This window comes from Lysobacter sp. BMK333-48F3 (genome assembly GCF_019733395.1).
Classification (GTDB): Bacteria; Pseudomonadota; Gammaproteobacteria; order Xanthomonadales; family Xanthomonadaceae; genus Lysobacter.
In genome coordinates this window covers 1,253,935-1,268,602 of the sequence record NZ_JAIHOO010000001.1, presented here as the reverse complement: position 1 = coordinate 1,268,602, position 14,668 = coordinate 1,253,935, and the positions used below count along the sequence as shown (strand labels likewise).

11 protein-coding genes and 1 pseudogene are annotated in these 14,668 nt (G+C 70.6%); 8 read left to right on the top strand and 4 right to left on the bottom strand.

All coding sequences use genetic code 11. From position 1 onward, the window contains the following. Positions 1–109: 109 nt before the first annotated feature. On the bottom strand, positions 110–1,960 hold the full coding sequence (locus tag K4L06_RS05300) for a monovalent cation:proton antiporter-2 (CPA2) family protein (protein WP_221670408.1): 1,851 nt from the start codon (positions 1,958–1,960) through the stop codon (positions 110–112). Positions 1,961–2,405: 445 nt separating this feature from the next. On the opposite strand from K4L06_RS05300, the gene K4L06_RS05295 reads away from it, so the two are divergent. Together K4L06_RS05295 and K4L06_RS05290 are read left to right on the top strand one after the other, a co-directional pair. Next, on the top strand, positions 2,406–2,573 hold the full coding sequence (locus K4L06_RS05295) for a hypothetical protein (protein WP_221670407.1): 168 nt from the start codon (positions 2,406–2,408) through the stop codon (positions 2,571–2,573). Between the two features lie 303 nt (positions 2,574–2,876). Then, positions 2,877–4,682, top strand: a complete 1,806-nt coding sequence (locus tag K4L06_RS05290) for an XVIPCD domain-containing protein (RefSeq protein ID WP_221670406.1) — start codon at positions 2,877–2,879, stop codon at positions 4,680–4,682. Positions 4,683–5,567: 885 nt separating this feature from the next. Here the strand turns inward: K4L06_RS05290 and rho are convergent. Further along, complete coding sequence (gene rho, locus K4L06_RS05285; protein ID WP_255595533.1) at positions 5,568–7,190, bottom strand: transcription termination factor Rho; 1,623 nt, start codon at positions 7,188–7,190, stop codon at positions 5,568–5,570. Between the two features lie 162 nt (positions 7,191–7,352). Here rho and K4L06_RS22550 point away from each other — a divergent pair. Continuing rightward, a pseudogene (locus tag K4L06_RS22550) lies at positions 7,353–7,433 on the top strand (Rho termination factor N-terminal domain-containing protein); the annotation flags it as partial. 340 nt (positions 7,434–7,773) lie between these two features. On the opposite strand, the gene trxA reads toward K4L06_RS22550, so the two are convergent. Next, complete coding sequence (gene trxA / locus K4L06_RS05280) at positions 7,774–8,100, bottom strand: thioredoxin TrxA (protein ID WP_221670405.1); 327 nt, start codon at positions 8,098–8,100, stop codon at positions 7,774–7,776. 255 nt (positions 8,101–8,355) lie between these two features. Between trxA and rhlB the strand changes: the two genes are divergently transcribed. Further along, positions 8,356–10,128 carry an ATP-dependent RNA helicase RhlB gene (gene rhlB, locus K4L06_RS05275; RefSeq protein WP_221670404.1) on the top strand — a complete coding sequence of 591 codons (1,773 nt, stop codon included), beginning with the start codon at positions 8,356–8,358 and terminating at the stop codon, positions 10,126–10,128. Positions 10,129–10,369: 241 nt separating this feature from the next. Here rhlB and K4L06_RS05270 read toward each other — a convergent pair whose 3' ends face one another. Then, the gene (locus K4L06_RS05270; RefSeq protein ID WP_221670403.1) at positions 10,370–10,807 is read right to left on the bottom strand and encodes a hypothetical protein; all 438 of its coding nucleotides are present in this window, start codon (positions 10,805–10,807) and stop codon (positions 10,370–10,372) included. A gap of 278 nt (positions 10,808–11,085) precedes the next feature. Between K4L06_RS05270 and ftsE the strand changes: the two genes are divergently transcribed. The 4 genes from ftsE (at position 11,086) to ung (ending at position 14,490) form a co-directional block, all read left to right on the top strand. After that, positions 11,086–11,772 carry a cell division ATP-binding protein FtsE gene (gene ftsE, locus K4L06_RS05265; RefSeq protein WP_221670402.1) on the top strand — a complete coding sequence of 229 codons (687 nt, stop codon included), beginning with the start codon at positions 11,086–11,088 and terminating at the stop codon, positions 11,770–11,772. Beyond that, entirely contained in the window at positions 11,769–12,770 is a 1,002-nt protein-coding gene (ftsX, locus tag K4L06_RS05260; RefSeq protein ID WP_255594991.1) for a permease-like cell division protein FtsX, read from the top strand. The genes ftsE and ftsX overlap by 4 nt, the downstream gene beginning before the upstream one ends. Before the next feature lie 161 nt (positions 12,771–12,931). Continuing rightward, positions 12,932–13,789: a response regulator gene (locus tag K4L06_RS05255; protein WP_221670401.1), complete on the top strand. Its 858-nt coding sequence runs from the start codon at positions 12,932–12,934 to the stop codon at positions 13,787–13,789. After that, complete coding sequence (gene ung / locus K4L06_RS05250; protein ID WP_221670400.1) at positions 13,786–14,490, top strand: uracil-DNA glycosylase; 705 nt, start codon at positions 13,786–13,788, stop codon at positions 14,488–14,490. The genes K4L06_RS05255 and ung overlap by 4 nt, the downstream gene beginning before the upstream one ends. Positions 14,491–14,668: the final 178 nt, after the last annotated feature.

The window sequence follows — 14,668 nt, the reverse complement described above, 5'->3', positions numbered from 1 at the left end:
TTCGGCTACGGCGCTTTCGTACATCGCTGCGGTTGGTCGCGGCTCATGACCGCAGGAAATCCCCGTGGGACGCCGCTCCTACAGGAGGCCGGCGTTCGCGGCCGCGGCCTCAATGCCGGGTCGAATTCTCCGGCCCGACCGACGTGTGCTTCTCGACCATGTTGGCCAGCAGGCCCTCGCCGCGGTCGGCGTCGAACAGCTCTTCCAGTTCCTTGCGCGCATCGCGCGCGGTCTGCAGGATCGCGTCCTCGTCGTCGTGGACAAGGTACTGGGCGTTGAGCATGCGCTCGTCGAGCTCGCGGAAGCGCTCGACGTGGTCGCGCGCGACGTCGGGCGCGACGCCGAGCTCGACCAGCACGTCCTCGCCCAGCTTGAGGCTGGAAAAGAACGTCTCGCGCATCGGCTCGGCGCCCAGGTCCATCAGCTCCCAGGCATGGCGCCGGTCGCGCGCGCGGGCGAACACCTTGGCCTTGGGATACAGGCGGCGGATCGTGCGCACGGTGCGGATGCCGGATTCGCGGTCGTCGATCGCGATCACGAACACCTTGACCTGGGCCGCGCCGGCCGAGCGCAGCAGCTCCGGCCGGGCCGGGTCGCCGTAATAGATCATGGTGCCGAAGCGACGCATGAAGTCGACCTGGTCGGCGCTGTTCTCGATCGCGATGAACGGCGTGCGATGGGCGACCAGCAGGCGGGCGATGATCTGGCCGAAGCGGCCCATGCCGGCCAGCAGCACCTGCGGGTGGTGGTCGGGAATCTCGTCGTAGGGGCGCTTTTCCTTCGCCGCCGGCGCCGCGTCGAGCATGCGCTGGGCGGCGATCATCAGCAGCGGGGTCAGCGCCATCGACACGCCGACCGCGGCGATCAGGCGGTCGCGGGTCGGGTCGTCGAGCAGCCGCGCCTTGACCGCTTCGTTGAACACGATGAAGGCGAACTCGCCGCCCAGCGACATCACCGTGGCGAGCTGGAACGCGCCGCGCTTGTCCAGGCCGCCGGCGCTGATGCCGACCCCGAACAGCAGGATGAATTTCACCGACAGCAGGGCGAACACGATCGTGGCGATGGTGACCGGCTCGGCCAGCACCCGCTGCAGGTCGATGCTCATGCCCACGGCCATGAAGAACAGGCCCAGCAGCAGGCCCTTGAACGGCTCGATCTGCGATTCCAGCTCGTGGCGGAACTCCGAATCGGCCAGCAGCACGCCGGCCAGGAACGCGCCCAGGCCGGCCGACAGCCCGGCGATCTGCATGAGCCAGGCCGATCCCAGGACGGTCAGCAGCGCCGCGCCGGTGAACACCTCGGGCATGCGGGTGCGGGCGACGACGCGGAACACCTGGCGCAGCAGCACCCGGCCGCCGAACACCACCGCTGCGATCGCGCCCAGCGCCTTGGCCACCGCCATCCAGTTCAGGCCTTCCACCGCGGCGGCCTTGCCCAGCAGCGGAATCGCCGCCAGCAACGGGATCGCGGCCAGGTCCTGGAACAGCAGGATCGCGAACGCGAGCCGGCCGTAATCGGTGGCCAGGCCCTTGCGTTCGGACAGCAACTGCAGGCAAACCGCGGTCGAGGACAGCGCCAGGCCCAGGCCGATCACCGTCGCCGCCTTCCAGCCCACCGGCACGTCGGCCAGCGGCGCGCCGAACAGTGCCAGCGCGCCCAGGGCGATGCCGCTGAGCAGCACCTGCAGGCCGCCGGCGCCGAACACCGGCTTGCGCATCACCCGCAGCCGCGCCGGCGACAGTTCCAGGCCGATCACGAACAGCATCATGACCACGCCGATTTCCGAGGCGGCGAGCACCGGCTCGGCGTCGCGGATCACCTTGACCCCGTACGGCCCCAGCACCACGCCCGCGGCCAGGTAGCCCAGCACCGCGCCGAGGCCGAATTTGCGGAATACCGGCACCGCCACGACCGCGGCCAGCAAGAACAACAACGCGAGTTCGAGACCGCCACCGTGCATGAGCACCTCCGGCTGGGATTATGACGCGATGCGCCGGGCTGCGGCGTTGCGGCGCGGCATCGTGCGAGTGAACGCAGTGTCGCGCCGGCGGATGACGCCGGCGCTTTGCTATGGATGCCGGGAGCAGCGATTTCAACCGCGCACTCCCGCATGCGCGCTCTGGCCGGCGCGCTGCAAGGGGGGCGCTGCGACAGGCGTGCTCCAACTGGCGCGCTCCAACAGGCGCGCTGCAACAGGCGTCCTCCAGCGTGCGGCCGCGACGTCGGTCGCCGCTGCGCGTGCGCGCCGGCGCAAACCCCGCATCCGGCGCTCGCCGCATCGGCCGCGTCGCGGCCTGCGCGACGGGCTGGGCGGACAATGACGGACGCCAGGCCGGCCGCTTCCGAAACCGGTCCGCACCGGCGTCGATCCGTTGTTTCCGTCGTCGTCCACAAGGAGGTTGTGCATGAAGGGATTGCTGCTCGTACTGCTGGCGCTGCTGTGCAGCGCCTGCGCTCCGACCCTGGTCGATGGTCTGCCCGGCGATGGCCGCGCCGCCGCGCAGGCGGCGGGCCGCGATGCGCTCGTCGCGGCCGTGCCGGTTGCGGCGGCCTCGCGGCCGGCGCAGGGCTGAGCCGCGGCGGCGGCGCGGGCCCGGCCTGCGGACCGCGTCGTCAGGCCGCCGCTACGAGCGTTTTCGCGTCCGCCGCGGGCCGCGCAAGGATGCGGTGTCGCCCGTTCATCCGCTCCCCGGGCGTCGCCGAGGGCGGAAAACCCGCGCGAAACCGGGCATAGGGCGCGTTTTCGGCTGTCACCATTCGGTAGCGAATTGCCCCGGCGGCGGGACGGGGGCATCATGCGGGTCCGCCCGCGGCCGTGCCGCCGGCGCGACAGGGGGGTCATGACGACTTCGTAACGGGGACAAGGAGGCAGTGCAATGAATGCAGCAGTCGATTCGATCTCGGCGGGGAACCGGGACCAAACCACCACTGCGGCCCTGCGGCGCTACGCCGGCCAGGGCAACGCGCAGGAGCGCGTCCAGGACTACACCGTGTTGTTGCCGGCCGACGACGAGTGGTCGCGCGACAGCGTGCTGCGCGCGGTCGTCGCCGACGCTTTGCAGCGCAACGGCCAGGTAGTCGATGAAGATACCTTGGAAGCGACCGTGGCCGAGGTCGGCGGCCACGGCGGCGCGCTGGCCCAGGCCGCATTGACCTGGAAACTGCATCCGGGCGAAACCCGCGCCGACGGCCGCGTCTCGCCGCCGTTCCACGGCTATGCGCTGGACGTGCCGGCGGACTTGCAGCAATCGGTGGTCGGCTACGCCAAGCGCTGGTCGGCGCAACGCGATGCCGAGCCGCAGGCGCCGGTCGACGCGCCGCTGCACGAACTGCGCCAGCTCGCCCGCAGCGGCGGCCACGGCGACGTCGCCGACACGCTCGATGCGATCGACGGCGCGATCCAGGCCGGCACCGCCGCGCGCGCGTCCGGCAAGCCGATCGACGCCGCGGCGATGAGCGCGCTGATGGAGTTCGCCAACCGCACCGGGCGCGAGCGCCAGGCGGCGAAGATCCTCGAGCGCTATACCGCGATCAAGGACGTCGGCCACGACGTGCGCGACCTGGGCCAGAACGCCGGCCGCGTGTTCAACGGCCGCGATCCGGTCAGCGGCCGTCCGCTCGACACCGACCAGCGCGTCGACGCCGCCTTCGACATGCTCAGCGGCGGCTTCAAGCTCGCCGGCAGCGTCGGCAACACCGCGGTGCTGCTCGGCGCGCGCAACGCCGGCCTGGTCGGCAGCCTGATCGGCATCGCTCCGGTCGGGATGGCCATCGTGGCTTTCGCCGCCGGCGCGTTCGAGCTGATCAAGCGCGCCCGCGAGGCCTTGCTGGCGCCGCGCTGGGACGAGTTCCGCGAGCGCTTCCCGTTCGCCCAGGGCATGGAGCCCAAGCGCGCGATCAGCGCGGTGATGCGCCAGATCGAGGGCATGCCGACCGACGCCGGCAACGCCTTGTCGACCGCGACCCGGATCCTCGACGGCATGGGCGAGAACCCGCAGACGCGCGAGCGCTTCCTGTCCTTCCTCAAGCAGAAGGTGCAGCCCGAGTCGCTGGTCGACGCGCTGGCTTCGGGCCAGGGGCTGGAGAAGCTCAGCGCGCAGCAGCAGATGCTGTTGGCGCAGGCGGCGAAGAATTCGTCCAAGGAGTTCTTCGATCTCGAGCTCAAGGACGTCAAGCGCTACCTCGGCGACCGCGACGGCCAACGCGAGCGCGGCACCTACCTGCTGCCGCCGGAAATGCGCGAAACCGCCAACCACAACGGCAACCGCCTCGGCGGCGCGTTCGACGAAGGCCTGCGCATGGCCGGCATCCTCAGCAGCGGCGCGCACGCGATGAACGGCCTGTACAAGGACCTGCTCGGCAAGGTCCAGGGCGGCGAGCTCAACCGCGATCTGGGCAAGCTCGGCGAGCAGCAGCAGAAGAACCTCGCCGCGGCGCTGATTCCGGCGATGCGCGACGGCGGACTGAGCCAGATCGACCACCTAGTGGCGAGCAAGGACGGCAGCCGCCTGTTCGCGGTGCAGGGCGATCCGCAGTCGCCGAGCCGGCGGATGGTCGCGATCGACGTGTCCTCGGCCACCCACCAGAGCGTGGAAGCCAGCAGCCAGCTGGTCGCGCGGCAGATGGCGACGGCGGAGACGCAGAACCCGCAGGCCCAACTGGCCGGCGGCCGCGGCTTGTAAAGCGGCTTGTAAAGCGCGATCAGCGTCCGGCGCGGCCCAAGCCGCGCCGGACGTCGCGGTGTCGCGGTTGCGGCTTGTGACCGAAGCAAACCCTTGTGGGGCGCCGCCCTTACCCCAAAGCAACGGCGCCACGCCGGCCGTTGCCGTTGCCGTTGCCGTTGCCGTGAAGAGCTTGGCGCCGCCACGAACTCGCGAGAACGTCCTGAAGCCCCGGAGGGCGGCCCGCAGGGATGCGGGCCGTGCGCAGCCAGGCCATGGATGGCCTGTGCGGAGCAGCCCCGCGCGAGCCTCGTCCCATAGTGGCTTTTGATTCGAAACAGTTATGGCGTTTTCTTTGGTTACTTTTGACCGAAGGAAATCCCGTGGGACTTTGTCGCCTTGGACAAAGAAAGTGACCCGTCCGCTTGCGGACGGAAGCTTTGCTTTGGAGCTTTTAGCTTTGAGGCTCTTGAAGCCTTCGAACGACAAACAGCGCGAGATCGCAGCAGCGCGGTCGCGGCTTGCGCCGCTCCTACAGGGGTCTTGGACAAAGAAAGTGACCCGGCCGCTTGCGGGCGGAGGCTTTGCTTTTGAGTTTTGGAGCTTTTGAAGCCTTCGAACGCAGACGCCGCGAGACTGTCAGAACGTGGTCGCGGCTTACGCCGCTCCCACAGGCGATGGCCTTGGCCTTCGATCGATGGCGTCGGCCTTGGATCTTCTGCGCGTCCCGTGGTCGCGGCTTGTGACCGAAGGAAATCCCTGTGGGACGCCGCTCCTACAGGGCGCAGGACAAAGACGCGGTTGGAAGGGGGGCGGTCGCGGCTCGCGCCGCTCCTGCCCTCTGAGGCGCAAACGAAAAACGCCCCGCGATGCGGGGCGTTTTCGTTTCGCTGCGATGCGGCGCGCTCAGCGCTTCATCGAGCTGAAGAACTCGTCGTTGGACTTGGTGTTCTTCATCTTGTCGAGCAGGAACTCCATCGCGCCGATCTCGTCCATGCCGTGCAGCAGCTTGCGCAGGATCCAGATCTTCTGCAGCAGCTCCGGCTCGATCAGCAGGTCTTCGCGGCGGGTGCCCGAACGGTTGATGTTGATCGCCGGGTAGACGCGCTTCTCGGCGATGCGGCGGTCCAGGTGCACTTCGCTGTTGCCGGTGCCCTTGAACTCTTCGTAGATCACCTCGTCCATCTTCGAGCCGGTGTCGATCAGCGCGGTGGCGATGATGGTCAGCGAGCCGCCTTCCTCGACGTTGCGCGCGGCGCCGAAGAAGCGCTTCGGACGGTGCAGGGCGTTGGCGTCGACGCCGCCGGTGAGGACCTTGCCCGAGGACGGCACCACGTTGTTGTAGGCGCGGGCCAGGCGGGTGATCGAGTCGAGCAGGATCACCACGTCCTTCTTGTGTTCGACCAGGCGCTTGGCGCGCTCGATCACCATCTCGGCGACCTGGACGTGGCGCGCGGCCGGTTCGTCGAAGGTCGAAGAGACCACTTCGCCGCGCACGGTGCGCTGCATTTCGGTCACTTCTTCCGGACGCTCGTCGACCAGCAGCACGATCAGGTGCACGTCGGGATGGTTGTGGGTGATCGCGGTGGCGACCTGCTGCATCAGCATGGTCTTGCCGGCCTTGGGCGGCGAGACGATCAGCGCGCGCTGGCCTTTGCCCTGCGGCGCCATCAGGTCGAGGATGCGGCCGGTGATGTCTTCGGTCGAGCCGTCGCCGCGCTCGAGCTTGAACTTGCGCCGCGGGAACAGCGGGGTCAGGTTCTCGAACAGGACCTTGTTCTTGGACGCTTCCAGCGGTTCGCCGTTGATGCTGTCGACGACCGAGAGGGCGAAGTAGCGTTCGCCGTCCTTGGGGAAGCGGATGCGGCCGGACAGGTGGTCGCCGGTGCGCAGGTTGAAGCGGCGGATCTGGCTGGGCGAGATGTAGGTGTCGTCCGGGCCGGCCAGGTAGCTGGCCTCGGCGGCGCGCAGGAAGCCGAAGCCGTCGGGCAGGATTTCCAGCACGCCGTCGGCGGCGACGCCTTCGCCGTGGCGGGTCAGCACCTTGAGCAGGGCGAAGATCACGTCCTGCTTGCGCGCGCGGGCGACGCCGTCGGTGATGCTCAGCTGCTCGGCGATCTCCAGCAGGCGCGGCGCGGGCATGCGCTTGAGGTCGCCCAGCGAGTACTGCGGGAAGCCTTCCGGCACCTGCGGGTGCGGTCGCGGAACGAAGTTCTCGCCGTTGCCGTTGTCGCCGTAGTCGTCGCCGCCGCCGCCGCCGCGCTGCTGCGGGCGGTTGTTGCGGTCGCGGTCGCGATCGCGGCGGTTGCGGAAGCGGTCGCGGCGGTTGCCGCGGTTGTTGTCGAAGCCGCCGTCGCGCTGGCCCTGGGCCTGCTGCGATTGCGGGTTGCCGCCGCCTTCGTTGCCCTGCTGCGGCGCGGCGCTCTCGGCGCCGGAAGCGGCGGCCGGTGCGGACTCGCTGGCGCTGGGGGCCGGGGCGGGCTTGGGCGCCGCTTCCGGCGCCGAGAGCGCCGCGCCGCAGCAGGGCAACGAAGGCGGCGGCAACCCGCAATCGCAGCAGGCCCAGGGCCAGCGCGACGGCGGCTTCGACAACAACCGCGGCAACCGCCGCGATCGCGGCGGTTGCCGCGGTTGTTGCGGTCGCGGAACGAAGTTCTCGCCGTTGCCGTTGTCGCCGTAGTCGTCGCCGCCGACGGCGTCGCCCGCGCGCGCAAGCAGGACGTGATCTTCGCCCTGCTCAAGGTGCTGACCCGCCACGGCGAAGGCGTCGCCGACCACGGCCGGAGCGGCTTCGGCGGCTTTGCTGGCGCGCGGCTTGCGCACGCGCTTTTCGGCGGTATCGCCAGCGTCGGGGGTCTTATCGGACAAGCGGAGGTTCCTCGCTAAGCGGCGAGCGCTCGCGTAGAGGCGAGCGGGACGTCAGGGACGTAGGTGGATAGATGGGTATGTCAGACGGGGTGCGGCGCGGGGACGCGGAGTCCGACGCCGGGTACTGCGAAACTAGCACTGCCGCTGCGTGGCGGCAAGCTTCCCGAGCGATGCCGTTCACGTTGCCGGGCAAGGCCCGGAGCGTCCCGCGCCCGCGGCGTGGCGGGCGCGAGACGGGGGCGCGTCAGAGCGCCTTGTCGATCATCTGGCTGAGCTGGGCCTTGCCGACCGCGCCGACCTGGGTCGCCTGGACCTGGCCGTCCTTGAACAACAGCAGCATCGGGATCGAGCGCACGTGGTACTTCATCGCCGTGGTGCGGTTGTGGTCGACGTTGACCTTGGCGATCTTGATCTTGCCTTCGTAGGCCGTGGCCAGCTCGTCCAGGGTCGGAGCGATCATCTTGCACGGACCGCACCATTCGGCCCAGAAATCGACCAGGACGGGTTCGGACGACTGCAGCACGGCGGCGTCGAAGTCGGAATCGCCGACATGCAGAATTTTTTCGCTCACGGGGGTCTCCTGCGGGATACTGGACCGTACGGTACAGATGAATCTTGAATGGAACACCCGGAAGGCCATGCCGGGTGAGGGCTTACGTTAAACTGGGGCGTTTCGCGGCACCTTCAAGGGCTGCGCCACGGCCTCATCGAGCCCGCCGCGGAGTCCAGACTCGGGCGCCGGCTCGGCCCCGGCAGTCTGCTTCGCCGACGCCACCCACGCAAGCGACAACCTACGGCGCCCGAACGGCGCGGACTTCTGAAACGCATGAGCGACAAGCCTTTAACCGATGTAACGTTTTCCTCGTTCGATCTGCACCCGAGCCTGCTGGCCGGGCTGGAGGCCGCCGGATTCTCGCGCTGCACGCCGATCCAGGCGCTGACCCTGCCGATCGCCCTGACCGGGCGCGACGTCGCCGGCCAGGCCCAGACCGGCACCGGCAAGACCCTGGCCTTCCTGGTCGCGGTGATGAACCGCCTGCTGACCCGCCCGGCCCTGGCCGAGCGCAAGCCGGAAGACCCGCGCGCGCTGATCCTGGCCCCGACCCGCGAACTGGCGATCCAGATCCACAAGGACGCGGTCAAGTTCGGCTCCGACCTGGGCCTGAAGTTCGCCCTGGTCTACGGCGGCGTCGACTACGACAAGCAGCGCGAGCTGCTGCAGAAGGGCGCCGACATCATCATCGCCACCCCGGGCCGGCTGATCGACTACGTCAAGCAGCACAAGGTGGTGTCGCTGCACGCCTGCGAGATGTGCGTGCTCGACGAAGCCGACCGGATGTTCGACCTGGGCTTCATCAAGGACATCCGCTTCCTGCTGCGGCGCATGCCCGAACGCACCACCCGCCAGACCCTGCTGTTCTCGGCCACCCTCAGCCACCGCGTGCTGGAGCTGGCCTACGAGCACATGAACGAGCCGGAAAAGCTCGTCGTCGAAGCCGAGACCGTCACCGCCGCGCGCGTCCGCCAGAAGATCTACTACCCGGCCGACGAAGAGAAGATCCCGCTGCTGCTGGGTTTGCTGTCGCGCAGCGAAGGCGCGCGCACGATGGTGTTCGTCAACACCAAGGCGTTCGTCGAGCGCGTCGCGCGCAGCCTGGAGAAGGCCGGCTACCGCGTCGGCGTGCTGTCCGGCGACGTGCCGCAGAAGAAGCGCGAGTCGTTGCTGCGCAAGTTCCAGGCCGGCCAGCTGGAGATCCTGGTCGCCACCGACGTGGCCGCGCGCGGCCTGCACATCGACGGCGTCAGCCACGTCTACAACTACGACCTGCCGTTCGATGCCGAGGACTACGTCCACCGCATCGGCCGCACCGCGCGCCTGGGCGCCGAGGGCGATGCGATCAGCTTCGCCTGCGAGCGCTACGGCATCTCGCTGCCCGACATCGAGGCCTACATCGAGCAGAAGATCCCGGGCGAGCACGTGACGCCGGAAATGCTGGTCGCGCTGCCGCGCGCGCCGCGCGCGCTCCCCGCCGGCGCGGAAGGCGAGTCCGACGAGGACAACGAGAGCATCGGCGCGATCTTCAAGGAGGCGCGCGAGCAGCGCGCCGCCGACGAACAGCGCCGCGGCGGCGGCCGCAGCCGCAGCGGCGGTTCGGGCTCCGGCTCGGGCCGCGGCGGCCGCAGCGAAGGCCGTCGCGACGGTGCGCCGCGCCGCGAGCGTCCGCGCAGCGAAGACGGCGCTCCCGCCGCCGCCGTTGCCGCGGGCGGCGAAGCCGCCGCGCCGCGTCCGCCGCGCGCCCCGCGTGCGGAAGGCGCCGCGCCCGCCGCCGCGCCGGCCGTCGAAGGCGAGCGCGCGCCGCGCAAGCGCCGCCGCCGTCGCGGCGGTCGCCGCATCGAAGGCGCCGAGGGCGCCGCCGCTCCTGCCGCTGCCGCACCGACCGGCGCGACCCGCCCGGCCCCGGCCGCGGCTGCGAAGCCGGCCGCCAAGCCGGCGCCCGCCGCTGCGGCCGCGTCGGCCGAGGGCAAGCCCTCGTTGCTCGGCCGCATCGGCCGCAAGCTCAAGTCGCTGGTCGCGCGTCCGCCGCGCAGCCAGCACTGACGCGTCCCGGCGGCCGGCTCGCGAGCCGGCCGCCGTCGCTTCGCCCGCGCGGGCCTGGCCCGCGCCCGCGGACCCCGGCCGCTGACCGGCCGGGCGCTCGCCATCCGCGCGCCCGCACCGCCGGGCCTGCGCAAGCACCGCCCGCGCACTCCCCGCGCACGCAAGCTCCGCGCACGCAAGCTCCGCGCACGGCCGTCCTGGCGGACGTGCCGGTTACGGCGGCTGTCTACAGCGCGGCCGCCTACAGCGTGCGGCTGAGGTACACCGACCAGGTGTTGGCCGCGGTTTCCACCAACTGGAACACGTCCAGGTCGCCGTCGCTGTCGATGTCGAGCGACTGGTACTGGTTGCCGTAGTTCGGCGAGGCCGGCCAGCCGATGCCGAACGCGCCGCCGGCATAGGGCCAGGCGGTGAACACGCCGCCGCCGCCGGGTTCGAAATGGCCGCGGCGGCCGCTGCCGCCGGCGCTGCACCAGATCGTCATGCGCCAGTTCGGCGGCGCGCTGCCGAACGAGGGAAAGACGATGAAGCGCGCATTGCCGTAGCCGGTGGAACCGGCCGGGCAGGCCAGGGTGCCGATGTTCAGCGGCGGGTCGTATTGCTCGGCGCGGGCGTCGTGGGCGTACAGGCCGAGCGCGAACAGGCCGGCGAGCGCCAGCGAGGCCGGAAGAGTGTGCATGGTGGGCTCCTAGTCGTGGACGAAGGCGGTCCGCCGTCGCCGGTCGGCCGGCGCGGCGTGTGCGATGTCGGACTGGGAAGCGTCGCCAGGGGTGTCGCTGCGCCAGGGCGCCGTGCGGCGGACGCTGGCCTGCGGTCGCGCGATCCGTGCCGGCCTGAACGGTCGGTCTGTGTCGTCGGGCACGTCGACGATGCCGCGTCGACCGCAGCGCGACCATAGGCCAAACCCGAATGCCGAAACGTGATGAAGCCGGCGATTCGCTCTGCGATACTTCCGCCATGACCGTCCTGCGCTTCGACAACGTCAGCAAACGCTACGACAGCGGCCACCAGGCTCTCAGCGAAGTCAGCTTCGAGGTGGCGCCCGGCGAGATGCTGTTCCTCACCGGCCACTCCGGCGCCGGCAAGAGCACCTTGCTCAAGCTGATCCATCTCAGCGAACGCCCCAGCCGCGGCACGGTGCTGTTCGGCGAACGCAGCCTGCACAAGGTCGGCGGCCGGCGCATCGCCCTGCACCGGCGCGAGATCGGGGTGGTGTTCCAGGACCACCGCCTGCTCGCCGACCGCAGCGTCGCCGACAACGTCGCCCTGCCTTTGCTGCTGCGCGGCCTGCGCCGGCCCGACATCAGCCGGCGCGTGCGCGCCACGCTGGAGAAAGTCGGCCTGGGCGCGCGCGCCGAAGCCTTGCCGGGCCAGTTGTCGGCCGGCGAGCAGCAGCGCGTCGGCATCGCCCGCGCGATCGTCGGCGAACCGCGCCTGCTGGTCGCCGACGAACCCACCGGCAATCTCGACCCGACCCTGTCGGCGGAAATCATGGCCCTGTTCCAGTCGCTGCCCGAGCGCGGCACCAGCGTGCTGGTCGCCAGCCACGACCTGGCTCTGGTCAAGCGCATGCGCAAGCGCGTGCTGGTGCTGAACCAGGGCCGCCTGGTCGACGACATCGCGCCCGAGGATCTGGCCGAATGAACGCAATGCCGCAGGACCGCCGCGAGCCGCTCGCCGGCGCTCCCGACTACAAGTACGACCACGACGACGCCATCGCCGCCGCCGCGCGCTCCGGATTGGGGCCGTGGTTCGAGCATCACCTGCACAGCCTGGTCGCCAGCCTCGGCCGGCTGCTGCGCAAGCCCTGGGCGGCGCTGCTGACGATCGGGGTGATGGCGGTGGCGCTGGCCTTGCCGCTGGGGCTGTGGGCGGCGCTGAGCAATATCGAGCGCTTCGCCGGCGACGTGCAGCGTTCGCGCCAGATCAGCCTGTTCCTCAAACCGGAGATCGCGCTCGAGCGCGCCCGCGCCCTGGCCGCGGAACTGCGCGCGCGGCCCGAGGTCGGCGCGGTCGAGTTGCGCACGCCCGAGCAGGGCCTGGCCGAGCTGCGCGAGAAGAGTGGCCTCGGCGATACCCTCAGCGCGATCGAGGGCAATCCGCTGCCGAGCCTGCTGGTGGTGACGCCCAAGGGCGACGAACTGGCCCTGGCGCAGTCGCTGGGCGCGTTGGCCGAGGCCGACCTGGTCCAGCACGACGCCGGCTGGCGCCAGCGCCTGGACGGCTGGCTGCGCTTCGGCAGCCGCCTGGCCTGGATGCTGGCGCTCGGGCTCGGCCTGGGCGCGTTGCTGGTGGTCGGCAACACCGTGCGCCTGGACATCCAGTCGCGGCGCGAGGAGATCGGCGTGCTGCAACTGCTCGGCGCCACCGACGGTTTCATCCGCCGGCCGTTCCTGTACCTGGGCGCCTGCTACGGCCTGGCCGCCGGCGCGGTCGCGCTGGCGCTGCTGACCGCGGCCGACCGCAGCCTGCGCGAGCCGCTGGGCGCGCTTGCCGCCAGCTACGGCAGCCGGTTCGTGCTGGAGGGCTTCGGTCCGCTGCAGGCGCTGGCGATCCTGGCCGGTTCGGCCGCGCTGGGCTGGTTCGGCGCCGGCCTGGTCACCGGCCACCACCTGCGCCAGGCGCGAGCCGGTCGCGGTTGAGCCGGCGCCCGCGCACCGAGCGCGAGGCGCGCGGACCTGATGCGCAAGACTCGGAATCTGCGACCGCTTGCGCCTAGAATCTGGGTTCCCCCGCCTGCGCGCCGCGCATCGGCGCCCGCCGGCGCCGGACGCGCGTCGCCGACCCGGTAATCATCGACGCCATGCAAAGCCAGAATCTGCGACATTTCGATAGCGCCGCACCGCGGGTGATGGTGGTCGACGGCTCCAAGCTGGTGCGCAAGCTGATCGCCGACGTGCTGTTGCGCGAGCTGCCCAACCTGCGCCTGGTCCAGTGCGGCAACATCATCGAGGCCAAGCTGGCGCTGGATCACGGCGAGGTCGACCTGGTCACCACCGCCCTGGTGCTGCCCGACGGCGACGGCATCGCCCTGGCGCGCGCGGTGCGCGAAGCCGCAGGCCAGGCCTACGTGCCGGTGATCGTGGTCTCCAGCGACGCCCAGTCGCACCTGGAGGCGCGCCGCTTCACCGAAGACGTAACCGACTATTTCGACAAGTCGCTCGGCCCGGCCGCGCTGGCCGCCTTCATCCGCGGCTACGTCCAGCCGCAGCCGATTCCCGGCGCGCGCGTGCTCTACGTCGAGGACAGCCGGGTGGTGGCGGTGGCGACCAAGCGCATGCTCGAGCGGCATGCGCTGCAGGTGCTGCACTTCATCGGCGTGGAAGAGGCGCTGGAGCACCTGGAAGCGCATCGCGCCAGCGGCCGCGACGGCGGCGACGCCGGCGCCGACCTGGTGCTGACCGACGTCTATCTGAAGGGCGAACTCGGCGGCAAGGACCTGCTGGCGCGCCTGCGCGGCGACTTCGGCTACGGCAAGCGCCGCCTGCCGGTGCTGGTGATGACCGGCGACGCCAACCGCGACAACCAGAGCGAGCTGCTGCGCGCCGGCGCCAACGACCTGGTGCTCAAGCCGATCGAAGAACGCCTGCTGGTGACCAAGACCCTGTTCCAGCTGCGCCTGTCGCGGCTGTCCGAGCCCAGCGCGGTGCTGCCGGCATGAGCGACGGCGATCGCGACATCAAGCTCGACCCGTCGTGGAAGGCGCGCATCGGCGACTGGTTCGGGCGCGAGGACATGCAGTCGCTGTCGCGCTTCCTGCGCGAACGCAAGAACGCCGGCGCGCGGATCTTCCCGCCCGGGCCGCAGATTTTCTCCGCCTTCGACGCGACCCCGTTCGAGCAGGTCAAGGTGGTGGTGCTGGGCCAGGACCCGTACCACGGCTACGGCCAGGCGCACGGGCTGTGCTTCTCGGTGCAGCCGGGCGTAGCGGTGCCGCCGTCGCTGGACAACATCTTCAAGGAGATCCAGCGCGATCTGGGCATCGCCCGGCCCGGTCACGGCTGCCTGCTGCCGTGGGCCCGGCGCGGCGTGCTGCTGCTCAATGCGGTGCTGACGGTCGAGGAAGGCCGCGCCGGCGCGCACCAGGGCAAGGGCTGGGAAGGCTTCACCGACCACGTCGTCGACGTGCTCAATCGCGAACGCGAAGGGCTGGTGTTCCTGCTCTGGGGCAGCTACGCCCAGGCCAAGGGCAAGGTCATCGACCCGCGCCGCCATCGCGTGCTCAAGGCGCCGCATCCCTCGCCCTTGTCGGCGCACCGCGGTTTCATCGGCTGCGGCCATTTCTCCGCCGCCAACGAGTATCTGGCGCGCCAGGGGCTGGCGCCGATCGACTGGACCCTGCCGCCACGCGAGCAGCTGTAGCTCCCCTCCTGTAGGAGCGGCGTAAGCCGCGACCACCGCAGCGGTGCGCGCGAGCGGTGTCGCCGCAGCCCGGATGTTCCGGGCTCTTCATCGTTGCGCCTGCGGATTCGATCGTCTCCGGGTCGGCGCGCGCTGTCGCGTCGCTGCGGCTGTCGCGGCTCACGCCGCTCCTACAGGG

Excerpts from the sequence above, each read along its gene's own strand:
- K4L06_RS05270 (WP_221670403.1), bottom strand. The coding sequence starts at position 10,807 with ATGCACACTCTTCCGGCCTCGCTGGCGCTCGCCGGCCTGTTCGCGCTC.
- K4L06_RS05255 (WP_221670401.1), top strand. The coding sequence starts at position 12,932 with ATGCAAAGCCAGAATCTGCGACATTTCGATAGCGCCGCACCGCGGGTG.
- K4L06_RS05295 (WP_221670407.1), top strand. The coding sequence starts at position 2,406 with ATGAAGGGATTGCTGCTCGTACTGCTGGCGCTGCTGTGCAGCGCCTGC.
- K4L06_RS05290 (WP_221670406.1), top strand. The coding sequence starts at position 2,877 with ATGAATGCAGCAGTCGATTCGATCTCGGCGGGGAACCGGGACCAAACC.
- ftsE (WP_221670402.1), top strand. The coding sequence starts at position 11,086 with ATGACCGTCCTGCGCTTCGACAACGTCAGCAAACGCTACGACAGCGGC.
- ung (WP_221670400.1), top strand. The coding sequence starts at position 13,786 with ATGAGCGACGGCGATCGCGACATCAAGCTCGACCCGTCGTGGAAGGCG.
- K4L06_RS05300 (WP_221670408.1), bottom strand. The coding sequence starts at position 1,960 with ATGCACGGTGGCGGTCTCGAACTCGCGTTGTTGTTCTTGCTGGCCGCG.
- ftsX (WP_255594991.1), top strand. The coding sequence starts at position 11,769 with ATGAACGCAATGCCGCAGGACCGCCGCGAGCCGCTCGCCGGCGCTCCC.
- rhlB (WP_221670404.1), top strand. The coding sequence starts at position 8,356 with ATGAGCGACAAGCCTTTAACCGATGTAACGTTTTCCTCGTTCGATCTG.